At 65.3% G+C, this 17,391-nt stretch carries 15 protein-coding genes; 12 read left to right on the plus strand and 3 right to left on the minus strand.

From position 1 onward, the window contains the following. Window positions 1-86: 86 nt before the first annotated feature. From VE092_RS18055 to VE092_RS18065, 3 genes are all read left to right on the plus strand, one after another. Window positions 87-575: an Lrp/AsnC ligand binding domain-containing protein gene (locus VE092_RS18055; protein ID WP_006464533.1), complete on the plus strand. Its 489-nt coding sequence runs from the start codon at window positions 87-89 to the stop codon at window positions 573-575. Window positions 576-748: 173 nt separating this feature from the next. Next, window positions 749-3,076: an FdhF/YdeP family oxidoreductase gene (locus VE092_RS18060; RefSeq protein ID WP_324879133.1), complete on the plus strand. Its 2,328-nt coding sequence runs from the start codon at window positions 749-751 to the stop codon at window positions 3,074-3,076. Between the two features lie 15 nt (window positions 3,077-3,091). After that, complete coding sequence (locus VE092_RS18065) at window positions 3,092-3,382, plus strand: helix-turn-helix domain-containing protein (RefSeq protein ID WP_324879135.1); 291 nt, start codon at window positions 3,092-3,094, stop codon at window positions 3,380-3,382. Between the two features lie 53 nt (window positions 3,383-3,435). Here VE092_RS18065 and VE092_RS18070 read toward each other — a convergent pair whose 3' ends face one another. Then, window positions 3,436-4,875, minus strand: a complete 1,440-nt coding sequence (locus tag VE092_RS18070; protein ID WP_324879137.1) for a PLP-dependent aminotransferase family protein — start codon at window positions 4,873-4,875, stop codon at window positions 3,436-3,438. A gap of 62 nt (window positions 4,876-4,937) precedes the next feature. On the opposite strand from VE092_RS18070, the gene VE092_RS18075 reads away from it, so the two are divergent. Continuing rightward, complete coding sequence (locus VE092_RS18075; protein ID WP_324879138.1) at window positions 4,938-5,609, plus strand: glutathione S-transferase; 672 nt, start codon at window positions 4,938-4,940, stop codon at window positions 5,607-5,609. Between the two features lie 18 nt (window positions 5,610-5,627). Here the strand turns inward: VE092_RS18075 and VE092_RS18080 are convergent, their stop codons facing one another. After that, window positions 5,628-6,935 carry an ATP-binding protein gene (locus tag VE092_RS18080; protein WP_324879140.1) on the minus strand — a complete coding sequence of 436 codons (1,308 nt, stop codon included), beginning with the start codon at window positions 6,933-6,935 and terminating at the stop codon, window positions 5,628-5,630. Beyond that, window positions 6,932-7,675 (minus strand): response regulator, encoded by a 744-nt coding sequence (locus tag VE092_RS18085; protein WP_324879142.1) that lies wholly within the window; start codon window positions 7,673-7,675, stop codon window positions 6,932-6,934. Before VE092_RS18085 ends, VE092_RS18080 begins: the two co-directional genes overlap by 4 nt. A 225-nt stretch (window positions 7,676-7,900) precedes the next feature. Here VE092_RS18085 and VE092_RS18090 point away from each other — a divergent pair, with 225 nt between their 5' ends. The 8 genes from VE092_RS18090 to VE092_RS18125 all read left to right on the plus strand — a co-directional run bounded on the left by VE092_RS18090 (window position 7,901) and on the right by VE092_RS18125 (window position 17,343). Continuing rightward, window positions 7,901-9,970 (plus strand): TonB-dependent receptor domain-containing protein, encoded by a 2,070-nt coding sequence (locus VE092_RS18090; protein ID WP_324879144.1) that lies wholly within the window; start codon window positions 7,901-7,903, stop codon window positions 9,968-9,970. After that, entirely contained in the window at window positions 9,970-10,914 is a 945-nt protein-coding gene (locus tag VE092_RS18095) for an alpha/beta hydrolase (protein ID WP_324879146.1), read from the plus strand. The genes VE092_RS18090 and VE092_RS18095 overlap by 1 nt, the downstream gene beginning before the upstream one ends. A gap of 151 nt (window positions 10,915-11,065) precedes the next feature. Continuing rightward, entirely contained in the window at window positions 11,066-11,743 is a 678-nt protein-coding gene (locus VE092_RS18100; RefSeq protein WP_324879148.1) for a PepSY-associated TM helix domain-containing protein, read from the plus strand. 76 nt (window positions 11,744-11,819) lie between these two features. Next, complete coding sequence (locus VE092_RS18105; RefSeq protein ID WP_039876113.1) at window positions 11,820-12,365, plus strand: DUF2271 domain-containing protein; 546 nt, start codon at window positions 11,820-11,822, stop codon at window positions 12,363-12,365. A gap of 53 nt (window positions 12,366-12,418) precedes the next feature. Next, entirely contained in the window at window positions 12,419-13,249 is an 831-nt protein-coding gene (locus VE092_RS18110) for a DUF4198 domain-containing protein (protein WP_006464544.1), read from the plus strand. Window positions 13,250-13,333: 84 nt separating this feature from the next. Next, window positions 13,334-14,341, plus strand: coding sequence for an FAD:protein FMN transferase (locus tag VE092_RS18115; protein ID WP_324879199.1), 1,008 nt, complete (start codon window positions 13,334-13,336; stop codon window positions 14,339-14,341). A gap of 2 nt (window positions 14,342-14,343) precedes the next feature. Next, window positions 14,344-15,864, plus strand: a complete 1,521-nt coding sequence (locus tag VE092_RS18120; protein ID WP_324879152.1) for a sulfite reductase flavoprotein subunit alpha — start codon at window positions 14,344-14,346, stop codon at window positions 15,862-15,864. Between the two features lie 138 nt (window positions 15,865-16,002). Next, complete coding sequence (locus VE092_RS18125; protein WP_324879153.1) at window positions 16,003-17,343, plus strand: hemolysin family protein; 1,341 nt, start codon at window positions 16,003-16,005, stop codon at window positions 17,341-17,343. Window positions 17,344-17,391: the final 48 nt, after the last annotated feature.

Below are 17,391 nucleotides of genomic sequence, written 5' to 3' on the forward strand. Positions count from 1 at the left end.
TGGGTGAATAAATAGTGTTTGTTCGCGTATTTATTGATGATTTCAGGAAGAAATAATTTAAATCGCGCTGAAACAGGAAAAATCCCATGAGAACCCAGCAGCAGTCCGTCCGTACCCTCGACAAGCTTGATCACCGCATCCTGGCGGTGCTGCAGAAGGATGGGCGCATTTCCATGAAGGAGCTGGGCGAGCAGGTCGGGCTGTCGGTCACGCCCTGCATCGAACGGGTCAGGCGCATGGAGCGCGATGGGGTCATCACCGGCTATTACGCGCGCGTCAATCCGGAGTCGCTGGGGGCGACCTTGCTGGTGTTCGTGGAGATCACGCTGAACCACAAGTCGGGCAACATGTTCGAGCAGTTTCGGCGCGAGGTGCTGCGCATTCCCGAGGTGCAGGAATGCCACCTGGTCTCCGGCGATTTCGACTACCTGATCAAGGCGCGCATCCGGGGCATGGCCGAATACCGCAAGCTGCTGGGCGATATCCTGCTGCAGCTGCCAGGGGCGGCGCAGTCCAAGAGCTATGTGGTGATGGAGGAAATCAAGGAAACCCTGGCCTTGCCGCTGGACGACTGATGTGATCGGCCGCAAGGCGGCGCCGGATAATGGGATAGCGCAGGGTGGGGCGTTTGCGCGGGCGGCTTGTGGTGCACTGTACTCGAAACCGGCGAGCGTTCCTGTGCATTCCAGCAGCGGTTGGTGTGACCTAGACTTCACCTACACTGGACTCCACTCCGACCCGAGACATCATGCCTTCCAAACCAAGAATCGAGCAATACAATCAACCCGCAGGCGGCTGGGGCGCACTGAAATACGTGGCGCTGAACCTGGTCAAGGAACACGTGGCCGATGGCAAGGGGCTGCGCACCCTGTTGTCGCAGAACCAGCCGGACGGTTTTGATTGCCCCGGCTGTGCATGGCCGGACCGGGAGCATACCTCCACCTTCGAATTCTGCGAAAACGGCGTCAAGGCGGTGGCCGCCGAGGCGACCAAGAAGCGGGTGACGCCCGATTTCTTCGCGCAGCACACCGTGGCCGAGCTGATGCAGCAGTCGGACTATGAGCTGGAAGAACACGGCCGCCTGACCCATCCCATGGTCTACGACGCCGCCACCGACAAGTACCGCAAGATCGAGTGGAGTGCCGCCTTCGAACTGATCGGCCAGCATCTCAATGCCTTGCCCGATCCCAACATGGCCGACTTCTACGTCTCCGGCCGCGCCAGCAACGAGGCGGCTTTCCTGTTCCAGTTGTTCGTGCGCCAGTACGGCACCAACAATTTCCCCGACTGCTCCAACATGTGCCATGAGCCCACCAGCGTGGGCCTGCCGGTGACTGTCGGGGTCGGCAAGGGCACCGTGCTGCTGGAAGACTTCGACCACTGCGACACGCTGCTGCTGTTCGGCCAGAACCCGGCCACCAACCACCCGCGCATGATGGGCGAGCTGCGTCACGCCTCCAAGCGCGGCGCCACCATCGTGGCCATCAATCCGCTGAAGGAACGCGGTCTGGAGCGCTTTGCCGATCCGCAAAGCAAGGTCGAGATGCTGACCATGGGCAGCACCCGGATCAGTTCCATGTTCATCCATCCCAAGCTGGGTGGTGACCTGGCGCTGATCAAGGGCGTCATCAAGCGCACCATCGAGCTGGACGACGCTGCCCTGGCTGCAGGCACCGAGCGCGTGATCGATGTGGCCTTCATCGAGCAACATACCGCCGGCTTCGAGGCGTTTGCCGCCCAGGCGCGTGGCGAAAGCTGGGACGACATCGTCGAGGAATCCGGCGTCTCCCGTGACGACATCGAAAAGCTGGCCCAGGTCTATGTCAAGGGTAAGGCGGTCATCGCCACCTGGGGTATGGGCCTGACCCAGCACAAGCATGCAGTGGCCACCATCCAGCTGCTGTCGAACATGATGATGCTGCGCGGGAACATCGGCCGCCAGGGCGCTGGCCTGTGCCCGGTGCGTGGTCACTCCAACGTGCAGGGCGACCGCACCGTGGGAATCGACGAAAAGCCGACCCCGGCCTTCCTGGATCGCCTGGAACAGGTGTTCGGCTTCAAGGCGCCGCGTCACCACGGCAACGACACCGTCGGCTCGGTCATGGCCATGCTGGAAGGGCGCACCAAGGTCTTCATCGGCCTGGGCGGCAACTTCGCCATGGCCACGCCCGACACCCCGCGCACCTTCGAGGCCATGCGCTCCTGCAACCTGACGGTGCATATCACCACCAAGCTCAATCGCAGTCACCTGGTACATGGCCGTGACGCGCTGATCCTGCCCACCATGGGCCGCACCGAGATCGACATGCAGAAGTCCGGTCCGCAGGGTGTGACGGTGGAGGATTCGATGAGCATGGTGCACGTCTCCTATGGCATCAACAAGCCGGCTTCCGAGCAGCTGATGTCGGAAACCGCCATCGTGGCGCATATCGCGCAGGCCACCATGCAGTCGCGCAGCAATGGTCCCCAGATCGACTGGCTGTGGTACGCCGAGGATTATTCGCGCATCCGTGACGCCATCGAAAAGGTCTACGACGCCTTCAAGGGTTACAACGAACGCATCGCCAATCCGGGTGGCTTCCACCTGGGCGTGGCCTCGCGTGACCGGGTCTGGAAGACCAGCACCGGCAAGGCCAATTTCGTGGTCCTCGACATCCCCAAGGACACGCCCATCCATCGTGCCCGGGCGATCCACGGCGAGAAGCTGCTGACCCTGATGACCACCCGTTCGCACGACCAGTACAACACCACCATCTATGGCATGGACGACCGTTATCGCGGTGTGTTCGGCCAGCGCCGGGTGGTGTTCATCAACCCGGCCGATCTGCAGATGCTGGGCTTGAAGGATGGCGAGTGGGTCGATATCACCAGCGTCTGGGACGATGGCGTGGAACGTCGCGCCGATGGTTTCCTGCTGGTGGCCTACGACATTCCCCGTGGTTGCATCGGCAGCTACTATCCCGAGACCAATCCGCTGGTGCCGCTGGAAAGCTTTGCCGACCAGGCCCGCACGCCGACCTCGAAGTCGATTCCGGTGCTGCTGTCGCGTTCGGCGGTGCAGCGCACGGCGGCGTAAGCAGAGATGGTGGACATGGCAGACATGGCGGACTCGGCGGACCCGGGCAGCGGCGACCTGCAGGAGCGCTCGCGCCAGCTGGGCGTGCCGCCCGAGGTACTGCTCATCGTCGAAACCTTGCAGGCCGACGCCGAAGAGAAGGAGGGCGGCGCGCTGTCACTGGCGCGCCTGTCCAAGCGCACGCAACTGCGCATGAGTACCTTGCGGCGGCTGCTGTCGGCGCTGGAAGAGGCCGGCGTGGTGCAGGTAGCGATGAATGAGGACGGGACCGGCAGCGTCAGCTTGCTGGTGCCGCCGCCTCTGTAAGCGCTACCTGAGCGACCTAGGCGCCACCGCCGCCGTGAGCAGCCGCAGACAACTCAATCCGCCAGTTCCTGCACCAGCTTGCCCATCAGTTTGAGGGCCTGTTCGATCTCCCTCGACCAGTCATAGCTGTAGTTGAGCCGGATGAAATGGCTGTAGCGATTGGTGGCCGCGAAGATGCGTCCCGGCGCCACCGTGATGCCCAGTGCCAGGCTGCGGCGATACAGCTCCATCGCATCCACCTGCGGCGGCAATTCCACCCACAGCACATAACCGCCTTCGGGCGCGGAGACCCGCGTGCCTTCCGGGAAGAAGCGCAGCACGAAGTGCCGCATCAACTCGCGTTGCTGGGCAAAGGCGCGGCGTACCCGGCGCAGGTGACGCTCGTAGCCGCCCTGGGTCAGGTATTCGGCGATGGCCCGTTGCGGCGCGGTGGGCGTGGCCAGGGTGTTGAGGAACTTGAGCTTTTCCACCTGATCGCGGTAGCGGCCGGGCATGGCCCAGCCGATGCGGTAGGCCGAGGTCAGGCTCTTGGAAAAGGACGAACAGTGCAGCACCAGGCCGTCGCGGTCGTAGTTCTTCAACGAGGACGGATGGGCGTTGCCGTAATAGAGCTCGCTGTAGACGGCGTTTTCGATCAGCGGCATCTGGTGCTGTTCGGCCAGGCGCACCAGCCTTTCCTTTTCGCTGTCCGGCATCTGGAATCCGAGTGGATTCTGGAAGTTGGGCATCACCATGCAGGCCGCCACGGCTTGCGTCTTCAGGCATTCTTCCAGGGCTCCGACGTCCATCCCGCGCTCGGGATCGGTGGGGATTTCCAGCGCCCGCATGCCCAGTCGCTCGATGGCGTGCAGCATGGCGTAGAAGGTCGGGGTCTCGACCGCGATGGTGTCGCCCGGCTTGGCCACGGCTTGCAGGCAGAGGTTGATGGCCTCGGTCGCACCGACGGTGATGACGATTTCCTCGGGATCGACCTTGAGACCGTTTTCCAGGTAGCGGCGGGCGATCTGGCGCAGCAGTTCCGGATGGCCCGGCGGCAGGTCGTCGAACACGCTGGACTGGCTGGCATGGCGGGCGATCTTGCCGGCGTACTGCGCCAGCCGGTGCGAGGGGAACAGCGCCGGGTTGGGGTAGGGCGACCCCAGCGGCACGGTGCCGTCCTGCTGGATGGTCCTGAGCGTGGCCAGCACCAGCCGGCTGACGTCGACCTCGGTCGATTCCTGCCAGGCCGGGTGATCCTCGCGCGAGGTCTTGGCCACGGGCATGGCCACGGTCTCGGCCTGGGCCCGCACGAAGTAGCCGGATTGCGGCTGGCTTTCGATGATGCCCTGGCTTTCCAGCAGTTCGTAGGCGCGTACCACGGTCGTGACACTGACCTTGTGTTGCTGGCTGGCAATGCGTACCGAGGCGATGCGCTCGCCCGGGCGCAGCACGCCGGCGCGGATCGAGGCCGCCAGCTGGTCGGCAAATTGTTTGTAGAGAGGCATGGCGACCATGGAAGAGGGATGTGGGACAGCGGTGTTAAAGTGCTAAGCCCGCATTCTACAAGGACGCCGCCATGATCACCGTGCATCACCTGAACAACTCCCGCTCGCAGCGCGTGCTGTGGCTGCTGGAAGAGCTGGGGCTGGATTACCAGATCAGGTTCTACCAGCGCAATCCCAAGACCATGCTGGCGCCGCCGGAACTGCTGGCGGTCCATCCCCTGGGCAAGTCGCCCGTCATCACCGATGGCGACCTGACGGTGGCCGAGTCGGGCAACATCATCGAATACCTGCTGGAGCGCTACGGCGCCGACAGTGGCCTGCTGCCGGCCGCCGGCACCGCCGAGCGCCTGCGCTATCGCTACTGGCTGCACTTCGCCGAGGGCTCGGCCATGCCCTGGCTATTGCTGGGCCTGATCTTCGCCAAGATGCCCGGGGCCGTGCCGGTGCTGATCCGTCCGATCGCCAGGATGCTGGCGCAGGGCATGCGCAGCCGCGTGGTCGCGCCGCAGCAGGAGCGGCAGCTCAAGTTCATGGAAGCCGAACTGGGCAAGGACGGCTGGTTCGCCGGGGCGCAGTTCACGGGGGCCGACATCCAGATGAGTTTCCCGGTCGAGGGGCTGCGGGCGCGAGGTGGGCTGGATGCGCGTTATCCCAGGCTGCTCCACTACCTGGAGGCCATCCACGCCCGGCCGGCCTACCAGCGGGCGCTGGAAAAGGGCGGGCCTTACGAGCTGTTGCGCTAGCCTTCGGCGCGGGAGATTTCAGGCCGGCAAGCTCACCTGGGCGCGCAGGCCACCGCCGCTGCGATTGCACAGCAGCAGGCGCCCGCCATGGGCCTCCACGCTGGAGCGTGCGATGGCCAGCCCGAGGCCGACATGGCTGTCGCGGCCCCGATGGCGGGCCGGGTCCAGGCGCACGAAGGGCTTGAAGACTTCCTCCAATTGCGCCTCGGCGATGCCGGGGCCGTCATCATCGACCAGGATCGTGAGCGCGCCATCGGACTGCGCCCTCAGCGACAGGCGCGCGCACTGGCCATAGCGCACTGCGTTGTCCACCAGGTTGCCCAGGGCGCGGCGCAGGTGGATCGGGCGGCAGCGATAGGGCTGGGAAGTCGCCTCTTCCAGCAGCACCTGGTGGCCCTGGGCCGACTGTTCCTCGGCGATCTCGCGCAATAGTGCCTGCAGATCGATCTGTTGGGTGGCTTCGGCGTGGGCATCGTCGCGGGCAAAGTGCATCGTTTCTTCCACCATGACCCGCATCTCCTCGAGGGTGCGGATCATCGCCGTGCGCAGCGCGGCATCGTCCACCAGTTCGGCCCGTAGTCTCAGGGAGGTGATCGGCGTGCGCAGATCATGACTGATGGCGGCCAGCATGCGGGTGCGGTCTTCCACGAAGCGGCGCAGCCGTTGTTGCATCAGGTTGAAGGCGCTGGTGACGTCGCGCGCTTCCTGCGGGCCGGTGACCGGCAGGGCGTCGATCTGCTCACCCCGGCTGACCCGTTCGGCGGCCTGTGCCAGGGCCTTGATCGGGCGCAGGATGCGGCGCAGGAACAGCGCCACGATGACCAGCACCGGCAGCGTCGAGACCGGCACCGAGAAGCGTAGCGGGCGCTGCCAGCCCTGGGTGATCACCGGGAACTGCACGGTGTTGACCCAATGCCCATCTGGCGTGCGCAACGCCATGCGCAGCGTGGCCGGGCCTTCCGGGGGTTCGTACAGGCTCACCCGCAGGGCATCGGCGGGCAGCGCCAGCAGGTCCTGCAGGCGCTGGCGCAGGATGTCCTGATCGCGTCCTCGCTGGTGCTGGGCATCGATGTGCGGTTGCGGGTCCAGCGTATAGCGTCGGCTGTCCAGGCTGGCCTGGTGCAACGCCGCCCGGGCCTGGGGCGTGGGCAGCAGGCCCAGGCGCCAGGCGATGGCGGCGTGTTCGGCCATCTGCTCGCGCGAGATCACGTGGATGCGTTCGCCATTGCCCAGTACCAGCATCAGGCCGATGGCATGGGCCGCTACCAGACCCACCAGCAGCAGGGCCAGCAACTGGCCGGTCATGGTGCGCGGCCACAGTCTCATGAGACGGCGGGCTCTGCGCTGACCTGGGCCGCCAGCAGATAACCGTTGCCCCATACCGTCTTGAGCAGGCTGGGGCGGCGCGGGTCGGGTTCGAGTTTCTTGCGCAGGCGGCTGACCTGGCTGTCGATGCTGCGATCGAAGGCCAAGGCTTCGGTGCCGGCGGTGAGGTCCAGCAGGCGGTCGCGCGAGAGCACGGTGTTGGGATGTTCCAGCAGGACGCGCAGCAGGCGGTATTCGACGCTGGAGAGGGTCACGCTGGCGCCGTCGCGGTCGCGCAGTTCGCGCTTGTCCACATCCAGGGTCCACGTATCGAAGAGGTAGCGCCGCACCGCCAGCGGAGCCGCGGGCAGCGCCGCGCCCGGCAGTTGGCGGGCGATGCGGCGCAGTACGCTGCGGATGCGGGCCAGCAATTCGCCGGGTTCGAAGGGCTTGATCAGGTAGTCGTCGGCGCCGGTGTCCAGGCCGCGGATGCGGTCGTCGCTGGAGGCCATGGCCGTCAGCAGGATCACAGGCGTACCCAGCTGCTGGTCGATGTAGCGGCACAGCGAGAGGCCGTCCTCGCCCGGCATCATCACATCCAGCACCACCAGGTCGAAGCGTTGCCTGCCCAGCAGCGCGCGCGCCTGCGCGGCATCCAGGGCCATGCTCACCAGCAGGTCCTGGCGGCGCAGGTAGGCGGCCAGCGGTTCACAGATATCGGGATGATCATCCACCACCAGGATGTGGCGTTGCGCTTGCATGCTTGTTCCTTCTCCGGTGGCCTTGGCTTGGCACACTTTGACAAACTTTTGCCGATTTTAAATGAATATAATTCTCATTTGCAAATCAACGGCAATCGACCAGGACCCGTCCGGTCTGGCGCAAATCCATTTCCCCAGCGACGTTGCAGGCCATGACCGTGGCCAGCAGGGGAGCGTTTGCGCCCGGACGTCGGCACGCTGGCATCCAACAGGGGAAGCAATCACATGTACGCATACCGTCTTTTCACACCCAATCGCATGACGCTCGCGGTGGCTGCCGCACTGGCCTTGTCGGCCGGTCTGGCGCAGGCACAGCAGGCCGAAGCCGGCCTCAGCCAGGTGGTGGTCACCGCCACCGGTTTCGAGCAGGAAGTCATCGATGCACCGGCCAGCATCACCGTCATCGGCCAGGATGAATTGAAGAAGAAGCCCTTTCGCGACCTTACCGATGCCTTGAAGGATGTCGAGGGCGTGACTGTCACCGGCACCGCCAGCGAAAAGGACATTTTCATTCGTGGCCTGCCCGGTGCCTATACCCTGATCCTGGTGGACGGCAAGCGGCAGAGCACGCGCGATGCGCGCACCAACGGCAATTCCGGCTTCGAGCAATCCTTCATTCCCCCGCTGGCGGCCATCGAACGCATCGAGGTGGTGCGCGGGCCGATGTCCTCGCTCTACGGCTCAGATGCGATGGGCGGCGTGATCAACATCATCACCAAGAAGGTGGCGCGCCAGTGGGGCGGCTCGGTCAGCGTCGATACCACCTTGCAGCAGCATGCCGACTCGGGAGATGCCTACCAGGGCCAGTTCTACGTCAACGGTCCCATCGCCAGCGATGTGCTGGGACTGCAGATGTGGGGCAAGGTCTACAAGCGCCAGGAAGACCGCATCCTCAACGGCAATACCAAGGCGCTGGACACCGACTTTACCGCCCGCCTGGCGCTGACGCCCAACAAGGACCACGACATCCTGGCCGAGATCGGCACCACCCAGGTCCGGCGCGATGCCTCCAGCTATCACACCCTGGCGGCCACGCGTACCACGGCCGATACCTACAACGAAAACCCGCGCGACCACATGTCGCTGTCGCACACCGGTCGCTATGGCTGGGCCACCTCGGATGTGTCCATCTCCTACGAGAAGGCGCAGCGCAAGAGCTACACCGAACGCCCGGTCGGCAGCGACAGCTACACCCAGGCCGCGCGCGCCCCCAAGATCGAGAACCTGGTGATGGACGGCAAGCTGTCCCTGCCGCTGGGGGCGCACTGGCTGGTACTGGGCGGCCAGTGGAACGAGGCCACCCTGACCGACGTCAACCCGGGCGTGAGCAGTACCCTGGTGCAGCAGTTCAAGATCACCCAGAAGGCGCTGTTCGTCGAGGACGAGTGGAAGCTGACTGAACGCCTGGCCCTCACCGGCGGCCTGCGCCTGGACCACCACCAGGTCTATGGCAACCACTGGAGCCCGCGCCTGTATGCGGTCTGGCATGGCAGCGAGCAACTGGTGCTCAAGGGTGGCGTCTCGCGTGGTTTCCGGGCGCCGGACATTCGCACCATCGCACCGGGCTACGCCTATACCACCGGGGGCGCTGGCTGCACGGTCGGCCCCACCGGCACCTGTGGGGTCATCATCGGCGACCCCAACCTCAAGCCCGAGACCAGCACCAGCTGGGAAATGGGCGCACAGTGGGATAACCACGCCGGCCTGGCCGCCGGTGCCACGCTGTTCTACACCGACTTCAAGGACAAGGTCAGCAATGCCCTGGTCTATAACGCCAATGGCAGCATTGCGCGCTGGTCGGCCAACAGCAACTATCGTCTCTGGACCAGCTACAACGTCGATCGCGCCACGATCAAGGGCATCGAGTTGAGCGGGCGCTGGCAGGCCACCCGCAGCGTGGCGTTCAAGTCCAACTACACCTATACCGATTCGCGCCAGAAGGGGGGCGCCTATGACGGCTATGCGCTGGCCCGCACGCCCAAGCACATGTTCAACCTGCGTGCCGACTGGACCCCGGCCGATGCCTGGACCGTCTGGAGTGCGCTGGCCTACCACGGCAAGGAGGTCAATGCAGCTGCGCGCGTGGGGACTGCCGGCACCACCATTTCCTCGTCGGGGGTCAAGGAGTACCAGGGCTATACCCTGGCCGACCTGGGGGTGACGCATGACATCAACCAGCTCACCTCGGTCAGCGCGGCGATCTACAACCTCACCGACAAGCGTCTGGATGAGCAGAGCTTCAACACCGTCGGCGATGGGCGCCGCCTGTGGGTCAGCCTGACGCAGCGCTTCTGATGGCCGGCGTCGATCTGCACCGGCGGCGCCTGCTGGTGGCCGCCATGCTGGCCAGCCTGCCGGCAATGGCGGCGGCCCAGCCGGACCTGTCGCAGCGGCTGGGGCCGACGATTGCCGAGCACGGTTCGGCCTGGTATCGCTTCGAGCGCTTTGCGCTGCGCTCGCAGGACGGCCAGCGCGGCTACCGGGTGACCGTGTGCCTGCCACGCCGTGCCGCGCCGGCGGACGGTTATCCGGCCATCGTCCTGCTGGACGGCAATGCCGCGCTGGCGGCCATCGACGAAGCGCAGTTGCAGGCGCTGGATGCGGCCGGTCCACCGGTGATCGTGGCCATCGGCTACGACACTGACCTGCGCTTCGATGTCGCGGCCCGCGCCTATGACTACACGCCGCCCATTCCTGCCGGGCAGGCCGATGACGAAGCCCTGCGCGGACGCCGGGGCGGTGGGGCCGATGTGTTCCTGGACCTGCTGCAGGATCGCATCCTGCCGCAGGTGCGCCGGCTGGCGCCATTGGACAGTGGGCGCCTGAGTCTGTGGGGGCATTCCTATGGTGGCTTGTTCGTCTTGCATACGCTGTTCACCCGGCCGGGGCTGTTCTCCCGCTATATCGCCGCCAGCCCGTCGCTGTGGTGGCAGCGCGGTCTGATCCTGGACGAAGAACGGCGTTTCACGGAGGCGCCCGGCGCCCGGCTGTGGCTGATGGTGGGGGAGGCCGAACAGCGCGAGCGCAAGCCCGCCCGGGAGCTCGATGAACGTAGCCGCGCCATGCTGGCCGCGCGCGCCTGGTTACCGCCCCAGGCGCTGCAGGAAATGGCAGTGCGGCTGCGTCAGCGCCAGGGGCTGGAGGTGCAGATGCGCAGCTTCCCGGGGCTGGCGCACGGACCGATGCTGCCGGCCTCACTGGCCCCGGCGCTGCGTATCGCTGCCGGGCTGGCGCCTTGAGACGGACGGCTGCGGGAGCTGCCTGGGCGGGTTTGTATCGTCATGTATCGCAAAGTAAAAGACCCGCGATGGGGCTGGCACAGCGCAGCAGTAAAGCTATAATTGAGAATTGTTATTATTTGCAGCCTGCTTCATTTCGGTTGTCGCTTTCATGAAGGATTCTTCGATCATCCCTGTCAATGCCATTGCGGACCAGAAGCGTCGGGCCTTCTGGCTCAAGCACCTGCACCAGTGGCACTGGATCAGTTCCGGCATCTGCCTGGTGGCGATGCTGGCTTTCGCCGTCACCGGCCTGACGCTGAACCACGCCGCACAGATCGAAGCAAAGCCGCAGGTGGTGCATCGCACCGCGGTGTTGCCGCCCGCGCTGCTGACCCCGCTACGCCAGCAGGCCGAGGCGGCCTCCGCCGTCGATACCAAAGGCGGCAGCAAGGACCCCTTGCCTGCGCCGGTGCGGGACTGGGTGGCCCAGCAATGGTCGGTGGCGGTGGGCACGCAGGCGGCGGAGTGGTCGACCGACGAAGTCTATGTGGCGCTGCCACGTCCCGGCGGCGATGCCTGGCTGCGGGTGGCGCTGGAAGACGGGCAGGTGGAATACGAAAAGACCGATCGCGGCTGGATCTCCTATTTCAACGACCTCCACAAGGGCCGCAATACCGGCGCCGCCTGGAGCTGGTTCATCGATGTTTTCGCCGTAGCCTGCCTGGTGTTCTGCATCACCGGGCTGTTCCTGTTGCAGATGCATGCCGGCAAGCGCCCGGCCACCTGGCCGCTGGTCGCGCTGGGCCTGGTGGCGCCACTGTTGCTGGCGCTGCTGTTCATGCATTGAAGCTTGCGTTTTTCTCCCAGCCAGACGAGCCCGGTGGGCTTGCAGCCAGTCATCCTGTCTTATTTTGCGAGGTCACATGAAGCGTAGTCATTCCATGCTGCTCAAACCGACCGCCCTGGCGCTGGCCATGGCGGCGCTGTTCGCCACGGCCGCCCCGGCCGGTGCGGCGGAGATGAACCTGAAGATCGAGGTTCCCACCCTGAATGTGGCCGAATACCACCGGCCCTACCTGGCGGCCTGGATTGAACGGGCCGACCAGAGCGTGGCGGCCAACCTGGCGGTCTGGTACGACGTCAAGAAGAAGGACAAGGAAGGCGAGAAGTGGCTCAAGGATATGCGCCAGTGGTGGCGTCGTACTGGCCGCGAGCAGCAGATGCCGATCGACGGCGTCAGCGGTGCCACCCGCGCGCCGGGTGAGCAGAAGCTAAATTTCGGTTCTGCCAAGGGGCCGCTGGCCAATCTGGCCCCGGGTGACTATGTGCTGATGGTGGAAGCCGCCCGCGAAGTCGGCGGTCGCGAACTGGTCAAGGTGCCGTTCCAGTGGCCGCCCAAGTCGGTCCAGAGCGCCAAGGGCCAGGGCAGCAGTGAACTGGGGGCGGTAGCGCTGGAACTGAAGCCCTGAGGCACAGAAGCGCAGCATCACACCATAAAACCATCAAGAAAGAGGAACCTGTCATGACGTTTTCCCTGAAGCACTTCACCGCCCGTTCCATGAAGATCGCCGCGCTGGCCCTGGCCATCAGCCTGCCGCTGTCGGCCCATGCCCATCGCCAGTGGCTGCTGCCCTCGGCCACCGTGCTCTCCGGCAGCGAGGCCTGGGTGACGGTGGATGCGGCGGTCTCCAACGACCTGTTCTATTTCGAACACTTCCCGCTGCGCCTGGACGGGCTGGTCGTGACCGGCCCCGACGGCAAGCCGCTGCAGGCGGTCAATGCCGCCACCGGCAAGTATCGCAGCACCTTCGATGTGCAACTGAGCCAGCCCGGCACCTACAAGATTGCCGTGGTCAACAACGGCGTCTTCGCCAGCTACAAGATCGATGGCCAGCAGAAGCGCTGGCGCGGTAGCGCTGAGGCCCTGGCCAAGGAGATCCCGGCCAACGCCACCGAACTGAAGGTGACCCAGATGAATAGCCGGGTGGAGACCTTCGTGACCGCCGGCAAGCCGACCACGGCGGCCCTGGCGCCGACCGGCACCGGTCTGGAGCTGGTCCCCGTGACCCATCCCACCGACCTGGTGGCGGGTGACACCGCGACCTTCCAGCTGCTGCTGGATGGCAAGCCGGCCCCCGACATCGAGGTGGAACTGGTGCCCGGCGGCATCCGCTATCGCGACAAGCTGCTCGACACCAAGCTCAAGACCGCGGCTGATGGCAAGTTCAGCGTGAAGTGGGCGGGCCCGGGCATGTACTGGATGGAAGCCAGCGTCGCCGACCAGAAGACCACGCTGCCGCAGGCCACCCAACGCCGCGCCACCTACATTGCCACCATCGAAGTGCTGCCCTGAGCACGGCCTGACCGACCTTGTTGGCGCCTGCGATGCGGGCGCCGTTTTCATTTTGGATACCTGTTTGGAGTGTGAGCGGTGACGATGTCCCATCGCGTGTTGATCCCCATCGACCTGGAGGCCCCGGCCGCGCTGCCCGCCGGGGCAGTGGCCCATCGCCTGGCCGGCGACACCATGGGCACCACCTGGAGCGTGCAGTTGCTGGCCCCACCGGCGCTGGCCACGGCCGCCATTGCCGATGCCATCCAGGCGCAGTTGCAGCGCGTGATCGACGAGATGAGCACCTGGTCGCCGCAGTCCATCATCAGCCGCTTCAACCAGGCCGAGGCCGGTAGCTGGCATGCATTGCCGCCAGCGTTCTTTACGGTGCTCGATGCCGCGCTGACCATGGCGGCCGACAGCGAAGGCGCCTTCGATCCCACGGTCGGGCCGCTGGTCGATCTGTGGGGTTTTGGCGCCGGTAGCGTGGCCGCCGACCGTCTGCGCCTGCCCGATCCGGAGCGCCTTGCGGCCGTGCGCCAGCGCTGCGGCTGGCAGCGCATCGTGCTGGACCGCGAGCAGCGCCGGGTGCTGCAGGCCGGTGGCGTTTCTCTGGATTTTTCAGGCATCGCCAAGGGTTACGCGGTCGATCTGGTGGCGCAGGCCCTGCATGAACTTGGCTGTGCAAGCTGGCTGGTGGAAATCGGTGGCGAGCTGGCCGGGCAGGGCCTCAAGGCCGACGGCCAGCCCTGGTGGGTGGCGCTGGAACGGCCCCCGCACGATACCGCCCCGGGCATGGTGGTGGCGCTGCACGGCCTGTCGGTGGCGACCTCGGGCGACTATCGCCGCTATGTCGATCATCAGGGCCAGCGCTATGCCCACACCATCGATCCGCGTACTGGCGCACCGGTACGGCAGGCGCTGGCTTCGGTGACGGTACTGCACCGGCAGTGCATGGTGGCCGATGCACTGGCCACCGTGCTGACCGTGCTGGGCGAGGAGGCCGGCATGGCCTTCGCTCGCCAGCGCGGTATTGCGGCGCTGTTCATCAGCGCGCAGCCGCAGGCTTACCGCGAGACCATGACCCCGGCCCTGGCCGCCATGCTGGAGTGAGCATGGCACTGCAGACCCGTTACCTGCTGGCGGCGCTCATCGCGCTGACCTACCTCGTCTTCTGCGTCATGACGGCGCTCACCTATCGCCGCGCGCAGCGTCGGCAGCAGGCGCAATGGGCGGGCGCAGGCAACAGCGATGCCGCCACCGTGCTGCTGGCCTTTGCCAGCCAGACCGGCACGGCCGAGCGGCTGGCCCTGCAGAGCGCGCAGAGCTTGCGGGCCGGCGGCATGGCGGTACGCGTGCTGCCGCTGGACCAGTTGCAGGAGGATGACCTGCTGCGCAGTCGACTGGTCCTGTTCGTGGTCAGCACCACCGGCGAGGGCGATGCGCCCGACATGGCCGCCGCCCTGACGCAACGCATGGCGCAGGCGTCCCCGGGCGCGCCGCTGCCGCAACTGCAATTCGGCGTGCTGGCGCTGGGCGACCGCAGCTACCAGCAATATTGCGCCTTCGGCTATGCGCTGCATGCCTGGCTGGGGCGCCGCCATGCGCAGCCGCTGTTCGATGTGATCGACGTCGACAACGGCGACGACGGCGCGCTGCGCCATTGGCAACATCAGCTGGGCGTACTCAGCGGTCACAGCGACGAGGCCGACTGGAGCGCCCCGGCCTACGGACGCTGGCGGCTGGCGCAGCGTCGGCTGCTCAATCCGGGTAGCGCCGGTGGAGCGGTGTACCACCTGCAACTCACGCCGCTGGACCTGCCCGCACCGAGCTGGCAGGCCGGCGACATCGCCGAGATCGGCCCGCGCAACAGCGACCAGGCAGTACAGAACTTCATACAGGCGCTGGGTTTGCAGAATGAAACGACAACCCTGGCTCCGGCCCTGGCCAGCCGCTTGCTGCCGCATGAGGCCGCAGCGCTGCAGGCCTTGCGCGGCTTGTCCGGCGCTGACCTGCTCGCCCGCCTGAAACCCTTGCCGCACCGTGCCTATTCGATTGCCTCGCTGCCGGCAGATGGTGGCCTGGAGCTGATGGTGCGGCTGATGCACCAGCCCGATGGCCGGGCCGGCATCGGTTCCGGCTGGCTGGGCCTGCATGCCGCGCCGGGTCAGGAGATCGACCTGCGGGTGCGGGTCAACACCGCCTTCCATGGCCCGCAGGACGACCGTCCGCTGATCCTGATCGGCAACGGCACCGGGCTGGCCGGCCTGCGAGCGCATCTGCGCCAGCGCATCGCCGCCGGGCAGCGCCGCAACTGGCTGGTCTTCGGCGAGCGTTCGCATCGGCACGACTTCTTCCATGGCGACGAACTGCAGGGCTGGCTGGCCGAGGGCGATCTGCAGCGGCTGGACCTGGCCTTCTCGCGCGACCAGGCGCAGGGCGTCTACGTGCAGGACAAGCTGCGCGCGGCCGCCGCTGAGCTGCAGCAGTGGGTGGAGCAGGGCGCCAGCCTGTACGTGTGCGGCAGCCTGCAGGGCATGGCGGCCGGCGTCACGCTGGCGCTGCAGGAGATTCTGGGCGAGGCGGCCCTGCAGGCGCTGGCCGAGCAGGGGCGTTACCGGCGCGACGTCTATTGAGGGCAGGCGTCGGGCCTCACAGGTGAAGTTGGCTGACAATGCCGGGAAATCCCATGGATTTGCCGGTATTTGCTTTATTTGCTTTTTATCCCCGTTGCGCGAGAGAATGTCACATCAAATCAATGAGATAAGAACAACATGAGCCTATTCGCCAGCCTGCTGCTGATCCTGCTCCTGGTGGTGGTCAGCGCCTTTCTTTCCTGCGCCGAGATTTCCATTGCAGCCTCCCGCAAGATCCGCCTGGAGATGATGTCCAAGGAGGGCGTGCAAAATGCCGACCGCGTGCTCTCGCTGCAGGCGCAGCCGGGCAATTTCTTCACGGTGGTGCAAATCGGTCTGAATGCCGTGGCCATCCTCGGTGGTGTGGTCGGCGAGCCGGCGCTGACGCCGCACATGCGCGAGATCATCAGCACCTTCTATGTCGGCCCGCTGCTGGAGAACGTCAGCTTCGCCATGTCCTTCCTGGTGGTGACGGCCTTCTTCATCCTTTTCGCCGATCTGATGCCCAAGCGCCTGGCCATGGTGGCGCCGGAGCGGGCGGCGGTGGCGCTGGTCAAGCCGATGCTGTTGCTGGAGAAGCTCTTCAAGCCGCTGGTGTGGTTCTTCAACAGCCTGTCGAAGTGGATTTTCACGCTCTTCGGCCTGCCCCAGGTGCGCACCGAAGTCATCACCCCCAACGAGATCCACGCCATGGTCGATGCCGGTGCCCAGGCCGGCGTGCTGCTCACGCAGGAGCATCACCTGATCGAAAACGTGTTCGAGCTGGAAAGCCGCTACGTGCCCTCGGCCATGACGCCGCGCGACAGCATCGTCTACTTCCTGCTCACCGATAGTGAAGACACGATACGCCAGAAGATCATCGAGCATCCGCATTCGCGCTTCCTGGTCTGCGAAGGCCATATCGATGCCGTACTGGGCTATATCGACAGCAAGGACGTCTTGAAGCGCCTGCTCAAGGGCGAGCAGTTTTCCCTGGCCGACAAGGGACTGGTGCATACCCCGCTGTCCATCCCCGACAGCCTGAACCTGTGGGAAGTGCTGGAGCGCATGAAGGCCATGGACGAGGACCTGGCGATCGTGGTCAACGAATATGCGCTGGTGGTGGGCATCATCAGCATCACCGATGTCACCGGGGTGTTGATGGGCAACCTGCTGGCCATGGCCGAGGAAGAGCAGCAGATCGTGCGCCGCGACGAAAACTCCTGGCTGATGGATGGCCTCACGCCGCTCAACGACGTGATGAACGAACTGGACATCGACGAATATCCCAACCCGGTCGGCTATGAGACCCTGGCCGGCTTCATCATGTACATGCTGCGCAAGATTCCCAAGAAGACCGATTTCGTGCTGTTCTCGGACTTCAAGTTCGAGGTGGTGGATATCGAGGGCAATCGCATCAACCAGTTGCTGGTGACGCGCTTCAAGCAGGACCGCACGGACAAGACGGACAAGACCGACAAGGTAATCGGTACGGATTAATGCGGTTTTTCAGATTTTTCCTATCCTCACGACCTGCCCAAATCTGGA

It is taken from the genome of Herbaspirillum sp., from assembly GCF_035644555.1.
Lineage (GTDB): Bacteria > Pseudomonadota > Gammaproteobacteria > Burkholderiales > Burkholderiaceae_D > Herbaspirillum.